A 17,126-nucleotide genomic window follows, 5' to 3' on the forward strand; every position below is an offset into this window, starting at 1 on the left:
TCGACCATATTATGAACGGCTATCTATTGCCGCGTCAAGCGTTAATCGCTGCCTACGTGCACTCCCTATGCGAAAAAGAGCCCGTCTAAAGGAATCTTTCCTCTAGACGGGCTCTTGCAGCTAGCTCACTAGTTGCTTACGCATAAATACGATAGTTGCCGCTTAATGCAAGAATCGCAAAAATGTACAGACAGTTGTCATAGTAGCGACGCTCGCCTGTGCGAACTGGTGTATTCCATAGTAAATCTACAGCTGCCTTTGCTGTTTCTTGATCGCTCGCTGCCAAGGACGCTTGCGCATTCGTTGCCAAGAGGCCTACAGGATGAAGCGATTTTTCTTCAAACGGCTCGCCTTCAATTGTATAACGGCGATAATCGTCAGGATGCTTATCTGCGAAAAATGCCTGAATGCGATTCGCGATATCCTGTTGCCTTGGATCAACACCAAACCATTCGAAGTCCAGACCAATATTAGCTGCTACACGGTATGAATCGCTGAAGAAATAACCAAAGCCACGAACATGATTCGGTGTACCGTCATAATGCGCATATTCTGCAGCTAAGCCTGTTTCGGGATGACAGCTGATATGAATATAATCGCGGCTTGCCTGAGCAGCCTCTTTCCAGAACTGACGGTCCTCTTCATATGCCCACAGTGCAAACAGCTCGTAATAATGAGGCAGATGGTATGACGGATCGGAAAACTCCACCTCTGGCACAAATTTGATCAGCTTATTGTCGGGATTCCACATCGGAAAGCCCGGTGGCTGCTGATGAATACAAGTACGAAGCAGATCCTTCGCCTGCTGACTGTAGTTGTAAGGCGCTTCGCGGTCTCCCCAGCGATTGCTTGCAAAAAACAACGCTAGTGCAAAGTACTCCTCGCCGTCTGGCGCAGGCCCTTGCGCATTGCGCGTGCCGTCTGGTTGACAGGACCACGCAAAGTAACCCTTATGAATGCCTTCTGTCATATACATATAGCTGTACGTCCAGTTCCATAGCTTGTCGAATATATCTTGACGATCATATTGGACTGCCATCATCATGCCATAGGACATGCCCTCAGAACGAACATCTATATTACCCGTATCAAGCAAATAGCCCTTGTCTTCACCGAGCTCATAATAAATTTTCGTGGATTCGTCCTCGCCGAACAACGCATCCCATGTGTCCTGTACTTTTTTGGCAATATCTGCTTCACTGTAACCGTATTCAGCGAATAAATTGCGATATTGTCCTGTATAATAAGCACCTTGCTTGATTGTACTTGTCATCAGCCATCATCCATTCTATTTATTTTAGTGTTAAAACAATGTGAATGTAGACCATTATAAAGCAGCATAGGCTTATTTCTAACAGGTCAAAGTATAGCATTTACTGTGTAAATTTAACCTTTTTATCTCTTCATTCTTTAACTTACGTCTTCCATTATCCTTTAACGCCGCCGACCATCATACCTTTAACGAAGTACTTTTGCAGGAATGGGTACACCATTATAATTGGCACTGATGCAACGATTGTCATCGTAGCCCGAACAGCGGTTGGTGTAACCTGGCTCTGGTTCTGCAAGTTTCCTCCTGCAATAACATCTGTTCCAGTTCTAGCAGTCATTGATGCGTTGGAGTTCTGTAGAATCTTTTGCAGCTCATATTGCAGTGTACTTAGCTCAATCGTTGAGGAGTTGTACAGGAACACGTCAAACCATGAGTTCCATTGAAATACCCCGCTAAATAACGCAACTGTAGCAAGAACAGGTACGCATAACGGCAGCACGATGCTGAAGAAGGTTCGATAGTCACCCGCGCCATCAATTCGAGCTGATTCCAGAATGCTTTCCGGAAGTCCATCAATAAAGGAACGAATAATGATAAGATTGAATACCCCGATAATGCCTGGCAATATATACACCCAAAACGAATCAAGCAAATTAAGATCGCGAATCAACAGGAAGTTCGGAATCAAACCACCATTAATATACATCGTTAAAATAAATGCGACCGTCACAAATTTACGCAGTACAAAGTCCTGTCTGCTGATCGCATACGCTACCATTGCCGAGCAAAACACGGTTACAACGGTACCGATCACGGTTCTTAGAATTGAAATCATTGTAGCATTATAGATGCTTTTCTCTGAAAGTATATACTTATAGTTATCCAGTGACCATTCCCTCGGCCATAGATATATCCCACCACGAATGGAATCCTTAGCGTCATTAAAGGAAATGGCAAGTGTATTAAGAAACGGATATAGCGTCACAATCATGAGCAACGTCAACAAGGCATAGTTCACGTAATCAAAGATTTTGTCGCTCGTAGAATAATTAGTACGCATTCTCTCACCTGCTTTCTAGTAAAGTCTCGCTTCGCCTAAGCGTTTCGCTATATTATTGGCTGCAAACAGCAGGATGAAGCTGACTACTGTTTTGAACATGCCCGCAGCTATCGATAAAGAGAAGTTACCTTGTGCTATCCCGTATTTCAGCACGAAGATATCTATATTCTCTGAATAATCAACGTTCATACCGTTACCGAGTAGATATTGCGGCTCAAAGCCTGACTCAAGCAAATATCCGATATTCATAATGAGCAGCACGACAATAACTGATTTTATGCCTGGAAGCGTAATATGCCACATTCGCTGCAAGCGTCCTGCCCCATCGATTTCTGCGGCTTCATATTGAGCCGGATCAATCATGGTCATCGCTGCCAAGTAGACAATCGTATTCCACCCGACATCCTTCCATACGGTGGCTGCTCCAAATATTCCCCAAAAATATTCACCGATACCTAAAAATAAAATATCCTCTTTAATGAATCCGAAACGCATCAGTAAATCATTAATAATGCCATCAGGCGACAACGTCTGCTGAACAATACCTGCTGCAACAACCCACGAAATAAAATGTGGCAGGTAGCTTATCGTTTGTACGACTCGTTTAAATACAACAATACGAACCTCATTAAGCAATAATGCAAGTGTAATCGCGGTTACAAAGCCTAAAATAAGATTAATCCCGCTCATCGCAAGCGTGTTGCGCAATACTCTTAAAAATCGTTCATCCTCGAAAAGGAACATAAAATGTTGAAAGCCCACCCACTCTTGCTCGGCAAAGCTTCTAGCTGGCTTATAATTTTGAAAAGCTATCGTCCAGCCCCATATTGGTAGATACTTAAAGATAAACAACCATATTAAAAATGGAATTGTCATTGTTAACAATGCATGCTGACGTACACAGCGCTGTAAAAACGTTACCAGCTTGTTCGTTGTCTTTTTGGGATGCTGGTCAGTTTTAGCAACCTCCACCTGTTCCATTGGTAAACTCTCCTCTCATGCTAAGTCATTCTGCGGTTGAAAGAAGGGACCCCGCGCTGGTCGAAGTGACCAGCGCATGGTCCCACTCATACTCATTTATTTCGTTTCTTCAATGAGCTTTTTAACTTCTGCTGTCATAAAGGCTTCATAGCCTGCATAATCCAGCTTATTGAACTCACTCAAGAATTCTTCCCAGTTGCTTTCGAATTTCGAAGGTTCTTCAAGCACTAGCTTAGGGAAGTATTTACGAGTAACTTCCTCAGACTTCGTTTCATAGATTTGCTCTGGAGAGCCCTGCTCCTTAGGAATACCCCAAGCAGGGAACCAAGGGCGGTCGTCTGGAGCCGCGAACATTTCAGCGTACGTTTGTGCGCCATATGCATTCAGGATAGTTTTATCCGCTTCAGTCAGGCTCAACTGGAATACCTCAGGCTGCACACCAGGAGATACAGCATTGCCGTTAGAGAAGGTAGAGCTTGCGCTATAAAGCGGCCAGTTCCAATCAAAGTATTTGAAGCCGAATGATTCACGGAAAGCTTCATCAATTTTAGCGATTTGTTCAGGAGTACGGTAGTAGCGGCCGTTTTCATCGATTTCATACGTTTCGCCTTCAATACCCCAGCTTCTTAAAATTTGGTTTTCTTCCTTCAACATATTATCGAAGTATTGGATAATACGTACAGGGTCTTGTGCGCTGATTGTAATACCAATACCACGGTTCTTAACGAAGGAAGGTGGATCCAAGTATTGATCTTTACGTCCGTCAAATGTAACTGGCAGTGGGAAATATACAAAATCATCTTGTGCTGGATCAGCTTTAGCAGCATCCATTAACACATTTTGTGCATTCGCGATTTGCCAGCCATAATCGAACATACCCAAAACTTTACCAGAAGTCAGCTTAGCCAAGTACTGGTCATAGTTGTCGATGAAGGATGATTTATCGAATAATCCTTCAGCATTCAGCTCATTAAGCATTTTCAAATATTGCTTTGTATAGTCGCTATTGGCATATACTTTCGCCTCAAACGTATCCATATCAACGATAACGCCACCGTCATTTGGATAGCCTGCCAAATGCATTGGCGGATTCGTTGTAGCAAAGAATCTCCAGTCATGTGTAAGTGAAATAAAGCCTGTCAAGCCTTCTTCTGGGTGCTTTTTCACGTAGTCGCGAATCAAATCGAAGTATTGATCAATCGTTTTAACCTCTGGATAGCCTGCTTCCTTCAATACGCGGCGTTGAATCCAGAATGCACCTTGACCAATATTAGGGTCAGGAATAAATTCGCCTACTTGAGCAGACATTGGAAGATAGTAAATTTTTCCATCTTCTGTTTTCATGCGCTCCAAATCGCTGCCATATGCCTTTTTAATGTTTGGACCATGCTCTTCAATAAGATCCGTTAGATCGATGAAGCCGCCTGCACCAACTACGTCATCAATTGCTGCATCTGGAATAAGAACATCTGGATATTTTCTAGAAGCATTCATTGTACCGATTTTTGTATTTAAATCGCCTACAAGGTTTTCAATTTTAAAATTAACACCTGTTTGATCTTCAAAAATTTTACCTAGTGTTGTTTCATTCGTGTTAATATCCTTAGCTGCACCTGCACCATTGAAGTACGTAAATGTTACTTTTTCTAATGGTTGTTCCCCATTGCCGCCCTCGTTTCCAGAGTTTGTTCCAGGACTGGAAGTGTTAGATGGAGTATTCCCACCGTTATTGCCTGCACATCCCGTAATGACGAGCGCAAGCACGAGCATAAGCATTGCTGCCATGTACACTGGTGTTTTTCGCTTCATGCAATTTCATCCCCTTTAATCTTTAATTGTAAGCACTTACATTGTAACAAGAGGACATGCGAAGATCAGTGAGAGAACTTTAGAATCTAATATAAAAATTATAGTTTTTATTGTTGGGCAGGTATAATAAGGGAAATTGAAGTCCCTATCCCTTGCTGACTCGTTATCGAAAATTCAAATTGATCCTCGTAAAACAGCTTTAAACGATACAGAACATTTTGCATGCCAATGCGCTCGCCAAGATCTTTATTTTCCTCCAGGTAGGAATAGATCTTCTGCACCTGTTCCTCATCCATTCCCGCTCCGTTGTCCTCAATGTGGAAATGCAGCTTATCCTGGAGCACCTTTAGTGAGATCATTACTTTTCCACCTCGCTTAACCTTCTCGACGCCATGAATGCATGCATTTTCAACAAAGGGCAAGTAGATCATTTTCGGAACAAGGCAGTTTTCAGCCTCGGAGTCCAGCTCAATGCTGTAGTCCAGTCGATCGGCAAAGCGATACTTCTGAATTTCAAGGAAGCAGATAATAAACTCTACCTCTTCTTTTAATTTGATCTTATCTCGTTTCCATGTCAGCGAGCTGCGAAACAGCTTGGCCATGTTATGAATGATTTTCGCGGTTTCCTTCTCGCTTTTCATCATACTGCGCATTCGGATTGTCTCCAGCGCGTTGAATAGAAAATGAGGATTAATTTGACTTTGCAGCGCATTAAGCTGCGCATAGCGATGCTCAAGCTCCATGTTTTTTTCTTTAATATCTGCAACATACACGTCATTAATAAGTGCGCTGATCTGCCTGGTCATGCGATTAAATTCGGTCGTCACTTGACCAATCTCATCTACTGATTCCCGTTTGTTTACTAGATCAAAGTTGCCGTTTTTAACGCGCTTCATCTGTCCGAGCAGAAAACCGAGACGCTTCGTAATTGAGCGAGAGATCACCACGATAATGACGGTTGCAAGCATAATATTCATTAAGGCAAACCATAGTACAAACTGCCTTGCTTCAGGCGCTTCATGCATGATCTGATCCTCCGCAACATGAGCAACAATGTACCAGTCCTGCAGCGGATTCATATCGAAATGCTCCCCTTCAAACACGGCAATGTCGCCATTGACATTAATCTCGCTCATATGAAGATGTTCTGAGCGCCAATTTACGTCAGGATTAGTGCTATACTGCACCATGCCATTTGGATCAACCAGATAGACGCTGCCTGGTATATTCAGATTGCCGAGAATAAGGTCAAAGGATTCTGTTTTCAGCTCGATCTTCAACACCTTTTCCCAATGATTAAGCGAATCGTTATAATCCATTACCCGAATAATATTAAATGTGTCTTGGGGTTCCGCAACTCGACCTGATGATATGCTGTCCTCTTTACTGGCGCGAACCAGAATCGGCTCGCTAGACGTTCTCTGCTCAAGCATTTTGTACCAAGCGCTGTCACGAGTCGAATCAGACAAAAAAGCAATACCGCCAGAGTGCAGCAACATCGGATTATTGACGTAGATTTTAATATTTTGCACTGACGTATAGACCGGCGTATAACTATTGAGGATACGCCGCATATAACCATCATAAGCAGCTACAAAATCAGCAGGATTGTGATATTGCGAGTCCAGTAAGAGATATAGGTTGTAATCGGTATAAAACACCCAGGATACACTTACTGCCGCTTCGATCATGCGCTCCAGCTCAAGATGAACTTGAGCTAGTGAAATCTGAATATCCTCCATCCGTTGTTCCTGAACATTGTTGCTCATTAAATTGTAAAAAATAATATTGGTACAAATAATCGGAACAAACACGCATAAAACATACATAATAAAAAACTTATTTCGCAGGCGAATATCGTCCAAATGAAAATTATTCTTCATGCGTTGGATAAATTTCATTGCCCTTCACCTGCTGTGTTGATACCGTTTTTGAACGTTTGACGATACGCTGTAGGCGATAGATTTTCCTGCTTTTCAAATTGAGAAACAAAGTACTCGGGATGGCTGAAGCCAACACGTTCAGCAATTTCATAGATTTTAAGATCGGTTTGACGAAGTAGTTTTTTAGCCTCTTGAATGCGAAGCTGAAGCAAATATTCATTGAAATATAGATGGTAGTTCTTTTTGAAAAGCTGACCGAGATAGACGGGATTAATATAAAACCGAGCGGCAATTGATTTTAAACTGATAGGCTCGGCGTAATGCTGGTCGATGTATTTTTTAATGCGCTGTATGCCGCCTTTCGCCATTTCCTTGCGTTCCTCTGCAATGCAGCGACTACAATCCAATGCGAATGACAACAGCAGCTCGCGCAGCGTCGCCCGGTTCATATAGTTGGATTCCCAGCCAATCAGCTCGTGCAAATGACTTAATCGCCCTTTGTCAATTTGCATCGTTTGAACAATGTGCAGACAATCCGCCACTAGTTTATGAATGGTTGCCTTCACCGCTTCCACAGAGCAGCGCTGCTTGCCGAATTGTGCAATTAGTGCATCCAGCTCTGCTTCTATTCCTTCCTCATGATTGGCTTCGATTTCATTAAGCAGTTCCTTGTAGCTGTCTGAAGGGAGCATAATGGTACGCAGCTCCAGCTCTTTCAGCTCAGCGTAGTCAAATAGCGCACGATCATCAATGTATTTAAATTGAGCGGCATGCAATGCACCTTGATAGGCTTCTTGCAAAAAATGTACGCCTGTACATTTTTTGCTATAGTAAATATACAGCTGGTGTTCTTCTGCCAATCGATTATATAAATGTCTAACGACCATATGAATTGAAGAGTTTTCCTTTATCAACGCCTGCGGTACGACAACACCAAGCTGTCCTCGCTGCGGAAACATATGCTTGATGCCGAGTGAAGGAAGAATCGACTGAATTGTGTGTATAATCTGTTGAAGCTGATTATAAGTGAATGCTTCCTGCTTGCGACCACTCCCCGGAACATAGTGATACTCAAGCAGGATAAAGTAATGCGGCGCTTTAGGGTCAAGATCAAGCCCGTCATAGATGTCGAGCAGTTGCGACTCTGACAGCGTTCCAAGCTCTAATTGACTTAGCAGCTCTTGATTATGATGAGTAATCGATTTCTCATTTTGCCGAGATTCTCGCTCGATTGTTTCGGCGATCTGCTTCAGCGTCTCCTCCAATCCACTTTCATCAATTGGCTTAAGCAGAAAATCACATACTCCATACTTTACAGCCTGTTGTGCGTACTTGAATTCATCGTAACCGCTTACAATTATAAATTTGGTTTTTAGCTTTTCCTGCTGTACAACTTTATGAATCAATTCCAGGCCATCAATCTCTGGCATTCGAATGTCAGTTATGACAACGTCAGGACGCTCCCTTACGATAAAATGAAAGGCATCTTCACCGTTATCCTCTTCGCCAATTACCTCGTAACCACAGGACTGCCAATCCACAATCGCACGCAAGCCTTGGCGAAAAAATGTTTCATCGTCTACTAGCAATACACGCAACATGCCATTCACCTCTCCACTGCTTTTTTCTTGTAATAAGATGGTTTCTATGCCATTATCATATAACCCTGCCGTGTTATTGTCCACTGCCAAAGCTATGAAAAAAGAAGACCCGCACCAATTATAGGCAGCGGATCTCAGTATGCAATAATGTTAGCTTGAATTATCTATCCTTCCATCTCTGAACCGTGAGATATAGCGAGCTTCCATTCATCGTATAGGTACGATTGGAAATATCAGCACCTGCGGCGTTCACCTCAACACTGCTCCAAGTACCTCTTGTGAACTTGAACTGAAGCTGTGTTCCAGATTCCACAGGAAGCGTAATGCTGTATGTTCCATCTGCGTTGCGTGTTAATTGATTGCTTGTATCACCCGGATTCCAGCCCGAAATATTACTTGCAATGTAGATCGGCTCATTAGCAGGTGTATTACCGGGTACCGTTAAATGTATTGTCAATCCTTCCTGAACAGCAGTAGGCTCACCAGATGTAATTACGCCATTATTAAATGTAGAAATGCCTGCTGGAAACAGATAGTTCCTGCCTCCGTTATTGTCCCAGGTTCCGCTGCCATTGTTGAACACCGCCTGCATGCTCGTTGCTGTGCCAAGATCCACTGTAATGACGCTGTAACCTGGATATTCTGCCGAAACGGTCATCGCCACACCTGGAACAGCAGTCCACGATCCGCCACTCGGTGCATAATGAAAATACGGGGCATTAAAGCCGTGTTTGTAATAAATCGTCGCTGTATTCGACGCTGAACGTTCCGTCGTTGACACCTTAAGCGGCTCACTTTCTAATGATTTGTTGCCCGCGCTGTCATAGGCTTTAACTGTATAATGATAAGAGGTATCTGGTTGCAGTCCACTATCAGAATAGAACAAGGCTGATGTCTTTCCTATCATGCTGCCCTCACGATATACTTCATACCCAGCAACTGCCACATTATCTTGCGATGCATCCCATGCAATCTGAATCGTTGATGACGAGGCAGTAATCGCTCTCACATTGGTCGGAATCGTAGGAGCTAGATGGTCAGTGGGATCTGTCACCCAACCGTTGTCATACCAGCTTTCCTCTGAAACGAGCAATCCTGCTTGCTGTGCTGCAGGGAGCTGATTACCGTTGGAATCCTTGAAAATAACTCTCGCACGCTCTGCATCCTCGATGGTATACGAGTACCATCCATTTCCTTGTGAAACCATGGATGGAGCTGTCGCCCATGTCGGTTCAGTCAGTTTTGGACTGGTTTCATAGTAATATAGCTGTGGCGCCCCCCATGCTTCAGGCTTCTTGAAATGAACCGTCAGCACGCTTCTTTCTGTTTTCACGTACGTATATTGTCTAGTATCGATCCCCAGTTCGTTGCTGCCATACAGCTTCAGGGTTACTGACTCTCCGATCTCCATGCCATGACCAATCGTCAGCTTTTGTCCATTCGTATAAGTGATGCCTGCGACGGCAGGGTCGCTGCCATCCACAGTGTAGCGTCCTGTATCTGCATTCTGCACATTTAATGTAAGCTCGAGTGTATCGCTGCTAAAGCCTCCTCCTGCAGGAGAAGCGGACACTTTCACCTCTGGCGTTGGAACCTCCTCGAGCAATATCACGCCGTTAGGATGTGCATTTACATTTACACGTCCGTTCTGCACGATGCCTTCATCGCCCGCGTAGTAATCTCGGACCAGCGTTCCATCAGGATATACTGAACTTACATTGACCGCAGTTGTACCACTTGCCCCAATAACTACGACGACCTTATCCTGTATGCCTTCCTTGTTGTACGTTCTGCTGAATGTATATGGCGCGGCTTGAAGCTGCTGGTGCTCCCCTGCTCCAATTGCGATATGCTGATTACGGAATTGTCCCAGCCTCTGCCAATGACTCAACACTTCTTGGTCGATGGAGTTCCAATTCATATCGGATCTAGTCGGCTGATCCCAAGGCGCAGCCATAGGCTGTCGTGCCGATTCATCCCCGTAATATATTTGCACGGCACCAGGCAACAGCAACAGCGACGTGCCACCATTGATCAAATTAGAGCGATTGAATAGCGAAGTATCGTGTGACGAAATATAAGATAATACGTTAAAGCTGGAGTCTGAGTTAATCTTCGATGCATATTCGGCATGAATAGATGGCAAGGCCTGCAAGTTGCCTGCACTGCCTTGGAAGGAAAAATTAATGACCGAATCAAATCCGTTATCAAAGTAGTTGGAGCGCCCTACCCCATGCCCCCATACTTCTCCCGTCATCCAGAAATCGAGATCATCCAGCTTTTTGTCTGGATTGGCTGACTTCCATTCACGAAGCGCTAATACCGCTTCCTCCTTTAGTCCCTTCCATATACTTAGATCCACGTGCTTTGCCGTATCGACGCGGAAGCCGTCAACTCCATACTCTCGAACCCAATCTGTCAGCCATTTTGTCAAATAATTGGCGACCGTGCGTGGCTTGCCTGACCGATTAAAGAATGCATCCAGCTCTGCTTGCTCCTGAACTCGTTTCGCGTCGCTCCACTTGTTAAGCAGCAGTGGCGGCAAGCCTACACTATTGGTCGATTCAGTTTTGAAATCAGGCAGACCAGACAAACACATCAATTGATCTGATGAGCCGCACGCTGAATACCCAGGCTTATCCACTCGAATCCAATCTGCTCCCCACCAATTAAGCCAGCGGCCTGCATCTGTCGTCTCTAGGTAATTAGCATAGGTGTTATAATGAGCTGCAGATTCTGGCTGATTGTAGTAATAGTTTTGCCAGCCGTTTTGCAGTTGTCCGAAATTAAATTCGCTCATGTCCTTCATCGTTTCATAGCCTGCATGGTTCAGAACAATATCCATCACAACGCGAATTCCATTAGAATGTGCTGTATCGACAAACGTTCTAAAATCCTCTTCGGTTCCCATATTCCGATCGACCTCTGTAAAATCCAATGCATAATAGCCGTGATACGCATAATGCCTGAAACTTTCACCACCAACCCAGCCGTGAATTTGTTCATACGGCGCTGTAATCCAGATCGCGTTTACACCTAGATCGTTAAAGTACCCTTCATTGATTTTTTGTGTAAGCCCTTTCAAATCTCCGCCGTGAAAGGTGCCCACCTTTGATTTGTAATCTGGGTATGGATTGCCGTTTTGATCGAGCTCCCTGCCATAGGAATGATTGTTGCTCGGATCTCCATCAACAAACCGATCCGTCATCACAAAATAAACTGTAGCATTGTCCCATGAAAATTCATCGGCTGTTGATGAAGCCATTGAATTCACATTAGCAGATACAGAGTGACCACCGATCGTTATTACGCCCGAAAGTGCGATGAACCAAGCCAAACATACTAGAGCTAGTTTTTTCATACACGTACCTCCCCTAAATTAATTAATGTAGAAGCAATTGTTCTGTATATTCGTGAAGACTTGATAAGTCCATGATGCAAGGAATTGTGCAAACGTTTTCGCAATACTCTAGCATCTACCACACCCTTTCAATAAAACTTCATCCTAATGAAAGCGCAATTATTGGTAATTTATTATGCTTCCTATAGACTACTTTGTTTCTTATTATATTGTCAACCCAAAAATTCAAACGTTTGCACAAATATGTAGCCGGCTGTACAACAAAAAAAGACGTTATCCTGTCTGCAGGCACTGACAGCAGAGCAACGTCTTTTCGATCTCATTACAACACGCAACCTGCCATTCACTCCCACTTTTTTTCTGTGACCTCCGTGTTATTGTCTACTGCCATTATGGGGTTTGATGTCTATGTACTTATTTACATAAAATAAAGTCGCTAAACATGTAACGAGCCGGTGTTTTTAACCTGTAATACGTTCATTTCATCTTACAATAAACAGACAGTTGATAAGATATTTCGTTAGATTGTAGTCTTTTACTCCTTATTCATCAACATACCGCTCTTGTCATAGGCAAGAAGCAGCATAGCTGCGCCAATAATCGCACATATCATATACATCATAGAATAAGATGTGAAGTCTGCTATCGGACCCATCACAATACCACCAAGCGATACGCCAAGATCTGCCATGGCAATGAACAAGCCAATCAATACATTGCGCTGATCCTGCGGCAGCACAAAGCTCAGGTAGGTCGTTAGCGTTGGGTATAGGAGTGCTTGAGCAACGCCCATTAGCAAGGCACCTGCGTACAGCAGCAATGCTCCTGCTGTCGCAGCCATGCTTACGCAAAGCGATGCCACTGTCAGCAGCAGCATCGTACCCATCATAAAGGAGGAACGCCAATTGCCATCTGACGGTATTTTCTTTCTGAGCAAAAACCGCGCTGCCACAACAACTGCCGCCTGTATCATCAAATAAATCGCTGCACTGCCGCCTGGAACATGCATCGCATACAAAGGTACAAACGCGGTTACCGCTCCAAATACGATTGATGCGCTTAGCATTAGCACGCTGCTCTTTAGCAAATGCGGATTGCGTATCAGCTGACTAGTCGCCTTTATCATTCCGATAGCTGTAGAATTGGACGAACTACTTCCGCCAGCTTGCTCAGGCTGCTGCTCTTGTTTCATATAAGCAGTAAAGCCTACTAATCCAGTCAATACTGCAATGACGATCATGGTCACGGCAAATACGCTCATCTCTCCTGTCTGCCATATACCGATTGCCAACATGGGCCCAAGTATCCCTGGTAAATAGGAGCAAAGCGAATACATAGAAATGCCTTGTGAACGATCTTTTTCAGGAAGCGCATCAATGATGCCTAGTTGCAGTGCCATTGAGAAAAATGCGGTACAGCTGCCTTGCAGCACACGAGCAAAAAAATAGCCCCCAATATCAGTGAATGTATAAAGCAGCAGGGCTAGCCCGTTGATTGTTAAAATAATCCGCAGTACTCGAATCGGTCCATAGCGATGGATGAGCTGACCCGCCCAAGGCCGAAACAGCATGGTCGTCAACAAATAAGAACCCATTATGAGGCCGATTGTCGTATTGGAAGCGCCTAGCGCTTCACCCTTGAGTGGAATAATCACATTTAAAATCGAATTAGCACTAAAATACAGCAGCGTCAGCAGATAAAGCCTCATAAACGGCCAGGACAATGCACCCTTCACTACATAAGCTCCTTTCTTTTTAGATCATGACCTTGTTCAACAGTTCCCTTGCATAAGGAGAGGTCACGTTTTTCAGCTCCTCTGCCGCAACAAGCTCCTCAATCCGTCCACTTTTTATAATCATGATTCTGTCGCATAGGTAAGCCGCTGCACCAATATCATGTGTGATGAATATATAGCCTACACCTAACGTTTCTTTCAAGCTTTTCAGCAGCTCAAGCACTTGAATTTGCACAGAATTATCAAGTGAGCTTACGGCTTCATCTAGTAATATACATTGCGGCTCCGTAGAAACGGCTCTAGCAATACATACGCGCTGCGCCTGCCCCCCAGAAAGCTCATGCGGATATTTTGAAAGGTAGCTCGCATCAAGTCCAACCTGCTCCATGAGTGTTGCGAGATTGACATCCGTTTGCTTAGAGGTTCTTCCTAATATGCTCAGCGGCTCCATTAGCGCCTCTCTAACGGTATAAAAGGGATTAATAGATGAGGTATAGTCCTGAAAAACAGCACTAATGACCCCTCGTCTCACGCTGCGCTGTGCTACTGGCTGTCCATTTAACGTGATTTCACCTTGATCCGGCTTCTCTATTCCTAAAAGCAGACGACCAAGCGTAGATTTTCCGCTGCCGCTTTCTCCGATGATGCCCAGACATTCACCACGCTTCCATTCGAAGCTGATGTCGTGCAGCACCTGTTGACGATGCTTGCTAAGCCAGCCATTTTTACGGTATGACTTGCTAACGGCTTTAACCTTCAGCAACATCAACACCTCCTATCAAACGTGTAAAATGCTGACGCAGGGCAAGCTTGGATGAAACGAGATATTGGGTGTACGGATGCTTTGCATGAGCAAAGATATCCTTGGTTGTTCCGCGCTCTACAATCTCTCCATCCTTCATCACAAGCACCTCATCCGCAATTCGCTTCACAATGCTCAGATCATGAGAAACAAAAATCACCATGCTGCCTAATCGGTTGCGTAATTGTACGAATTGCTCGACGACCTCATATTGCGTGACAGCATCCAGCGCTGTCGTTGGTTCATCGGCAATGATTACGTCTGGCTCCAGCACGATTGCCAGCGCAATCATTACCCTCTGCAGCATCCCACCGGATAATTGATACGGGTAGCTGCGCATTACCGCTGCGGGCTCCTTTAGCCCGACACTTGCCAAGGCTGCTGCTAGCTTGGCTGTTGCTTCACTACGGCTCCAAGAATAATGAACAGCTGTCGTCTTCAGCAGATATGTTCCTATCGGCTGAGAAGGATCAAAGGCACGCATGCCATTTTGCATAATCATGCAGAGGCGCTTTCCTCTATAGCTGCGCATATCCTTGTTAGAAAGCTCCATAAGATTAACGCCGTTAAGAATGATATTGCCCGATTGATAAAGCCTTGCTTGATTGAGTCTCATAATCGCTCTGCACGTAAGCGATTTGCCGCTGCCGCTTTCCCCAACAATAGCTAGACATTGCCCTTGTACGAGATGGAAGGAGCTGTCTGGTACGAGAACGCCGCCAGTCTGACTATCCCAGATTTTCAAGTGTTCGACTTCCAGCAGTTGAAATGTCACTTAGGCAACCTCCTTCCGGCGCAGCTTTGGTAGAATTGCACTCCTACTAGTTTTGTTCCGATTACTCGACGTCATCAGCTTAGGATCAAGTGCATTTTGAAGCGAGTCGGACAAGAAATTAACAGCTGATACGACCATGACGATAGCAAGCCCAGGAGTGAGCATGAGCTCAGGTCGTGTAAACATGACCGATCTAGCTTCATTAAGCATCATTCCCCACTCCGCATGCGGCGCTTGAATGCCAAGTCCGAGAAAGGACAAGCCGGAAATTTGCAGGATCATAGATCCAAACGTACTACTGGCCGTAACTGCAATATCGGGAATCGCCACTGGTGCAATATGCTTGACCATAACCCGAACGTGACCAGCACCCAGCACCTTGGCGAATTTTATGTAGTCTGCGTCGGCATATTGCATGATCGAGGTTCGTATTACTCGCGCGAACCATGCCCACTTCATCACAACAAATGCAATCAGAATATTTTCGATTCCAGCTCCAAGAATGCCTACAACGGCTAATGTCATAACATAGCCGGGGAAGGAAAGCATACAATCACAGATTCTCATGAGCACAGCGTCGACCTTGCCGCGGAAATAGCCAGCAATAAACCCCAGGAGGCCGCCGACAAAAGCCGATGCAGCAAGGGCTGCAAACACCCATATTACACTTGGGCGTATTCCATAGATCAAGCGCGACAAGACGCAGCGACCAAGGTGATCATTGCCGAGCCAATATTGCCAGGACGCCCCGGCGAACCTTAACTCCATATTTACTTCATTCGGAGGATGTGGAGCGATGAACGGAGCACAAATGCCTACCAAAAGCGTAACTGCAACGACGCCAAGTGATGCAGCGGCCAATTTGTCTCTTAGCAATCTTTCAAGCAGTTTCATCTAGAACTCCTTCCTCAGCTGGGGATTAAGCGCTGCATTAATAATGTCTGATACGGTATTAAACAGGACAAAAGCTACGGCAAGCACAAGAACATAGGCTTGAATAATTGGAAAATCTCTTCCTAGAATCGAAGTAACCGTAAGCGTGCCCAGTCCAGGCCAGGCAAATATATTTTCCACTACGACTGTACTGCCTAAGATGACAGGAATCGCTAAGCCAAATACAGATACAGCCACCTGCATAGAATTGCGCAGCACATGCAGCGTAATGGTTGATTCTGCTAGGCCGCATGCTCTGCCGTACATCACATAGTCCTCATTCAAATTGCTAAGCATGGAGCTGCGAATCATTCTGAAATAAATGCCTGCGTAGCCGATAACAATGACAGCAACGGGCAAAATGTAGCTGCTGTACGAATCCATCCCGCTTGTTGGCAGCAGATCCAGCTTGACCGAAAAATACCATACCATTAGTGCAGCAAGCCAGTAGGACGGTAAGGAAGTTAGAAGGAAGGAAATGCCTCGGACCGATAGATCGAGCCATTTTCCTTCTCTTAAGGCACATGCAACACCAAGCACAATCGAAAGGAAAATAATAAATATGGAACTTACCAGGGTCAGCTTGAATGTATTAAGCAGCGCCGGACCAAGCAACGACCAGACGGGTTTGCCAGTTACGTAGGAGCTGCCGAAGTCTAGCTGAAAGCACGAAGCGAGCCAATCGAAATATTGAATCATAAACGGACGATCCATGCCCAGCTTTGCTTTCGTTTCTGCAATCAGTTCATCCGTTATAACGGGTACGCCTTGCGCATGCAAGACGACCTCCGCAGGGTCCATAGGAGATAGCTGATTCAAAACAAATGTCAAAAACGAAATGACAATAAGCAAAGGCAGCGCAACGCATATACGCTTAAAAATGTAACCTCCCATAACCTTTCTTACCTCCTAC

12 protein-coding genes are annotated in these 17,126 nt (G+C 44.7%); all 12 read right to left on the minus strand.

Annotated elements, in window-relative coordinates:
• Positions 1-136 precede the first annotated feature (136 nt).
• The 12 genes from ACFP56_RS10015 to opp1B all read right to left on the minus strand — a co-directional run bounded on the left by ACFP56_RS10015 (position 137) and on the right by opp1B (position 17,107).
• Positions 137-1,273 (minus strand): glycosyl hydrolase family 8, encoded by a 1,137-nt coding sequence (locus ACFP56_RS10015; protein WP_379233923.1) that lies wholly within the window; start codon positions 1,271-1,273, stop codon positions 137-139.
• A gap of 154 nt (positions 1,274-1,427) precedes the next feature.
• Positions 1,428-2,333 (minus strand): carbohydrate ABC transporter permease, encoded by a 906-nt coding sequence (locus tag ACFP56_RS10020; RefSeq protein WP_379233925.1) that lies wholly within the window; start codon positions 2,331-2,333, stop codon positions 1,428-1,430.
• 15 nt (positions 2,334-2,348) lie between these two features.
• Entirely contained in the window at positions 2,349-3,314 is a 966-nt protein-coding gene (locus tag ACFP56_RS10025; protein WP_379233927.1) for an ABC transporter permease, read from the minus strand.
• 96 nt (positions 3,315-3,410) lie between these two features.
• The gene (locus ACFP56_RS10030) at positions 3,411-5,123 is read right to left on the minus strand and encodes an ABC transporter substrate-binding protein (RefSeq protein WP_379233929.1); all 1,713 of its coding nucleotides are present in this window, start codon (positions 5,121-5,123) and stop codon (positions 3,411-3,413) included.
• 107 nt (positions 5,124-5,230) lie between these two features.
• On the minus strand, positions 5,231-7,024 hold the full coding sequence (locus tag ACFP56_RS10035; protein WP_379233931.1) for a sensor histidine kinase: 1,794 nt from the start codon (positions 7,022-7,024) through the stop codon (positions 5,231-5,233).
• Positions 7,021-8,607, minus strand: coding sequence for a response regulator transcription factor (locus ACFP56_RS10040; protein ID WP_379233933.1), 1,587 nt, complete (start codon positions 8,605-8,607; stop codon positions 7,021-7,023). Before ACFP56_RS10040 ends, ACFP56_RS10035 begins: the two co-directional genes overlap by 4 nt.
• Positions 8,608-8,767: 160 nt before the next feature.
• Entirely contained in the window at positions 8,768-11,968 is a 3,201-nt protein-coding gene (locus tag ACFP56_RS10045; RefSeq protein ID WP_379233935.1) for an alpha-amylase family glycosyl hydrolase, read from the minus strand.
• Positions 11,969-12,503: 535 nt separating this feature from the next.
• A complete protein-coding gene (cntE, locus tag ACFP56_RS10050) occupies positions 12,504-13,703 on the minus strand; it encodes a staphylopine family metallophore export MFS transporter CntE (protein WP_379233937.1) in 1,200 nt (399 codons plus the stop codon).
• A 19-nt stretch (positions 13,704-13,722) separates the two neighbouring features.
• A complete protein-coding gene (locus ACFP56_RS10055) occupies positions 13,723-14,466 on the minus strand; it encodes an ABC transporter ATP-binding protein (protein WP_379233940.1) in 744 nt (247 codons plus the stop codon).
• Complete coding sequence (gene cntD / locus ACFP56_RS10060) at positions 14,453-15,280, minus strand: staphylopine uptake ABC transporter ATP-binding protein CntD (protein WP_379233942.1); 828 nt, start codon at positions 15,278-15,280, stop codon at positions 14,453-14,455. The genes ACFP56_RS10055 and cntD overlap by 14 nt, the downstream gene beginning before the upstream one ends.
• Positions 15,281-16,174, minus strand: coding sequence for a staphylopine uptake ABC transporter permease subunit CntC (gene cntC, locus ACFP56_RS10065; RefSeq protein ID WP_379233944.1), 894 nt, complete (start codon positions 16,172-16,174; stop codon positions 15,281-15,283).
• On the minus strand, positions 16,175-17,107 hold the full coding sequence (gene opp1B / locus ACFP56_RS10070) for a nickel/cobalt ABC transporter permease (protein ID WP_379233946.1): 933 nt from the start codon (positions 17,105-17,107) through the stop codon (positions 16,175-16,177).
• Positions 17,108-17,126 lie beyond the last annotated feature (19 nt).

Source organism: Paenibacillus septentrionalis (assembly GCF_042659865.1).
Lineage (GTDB): Bacteria > Bacillota > Bacilli > Paenibacillales > Paenibacillaceae > Pristimantibacillus > Pristimantibacillus septentrionalis.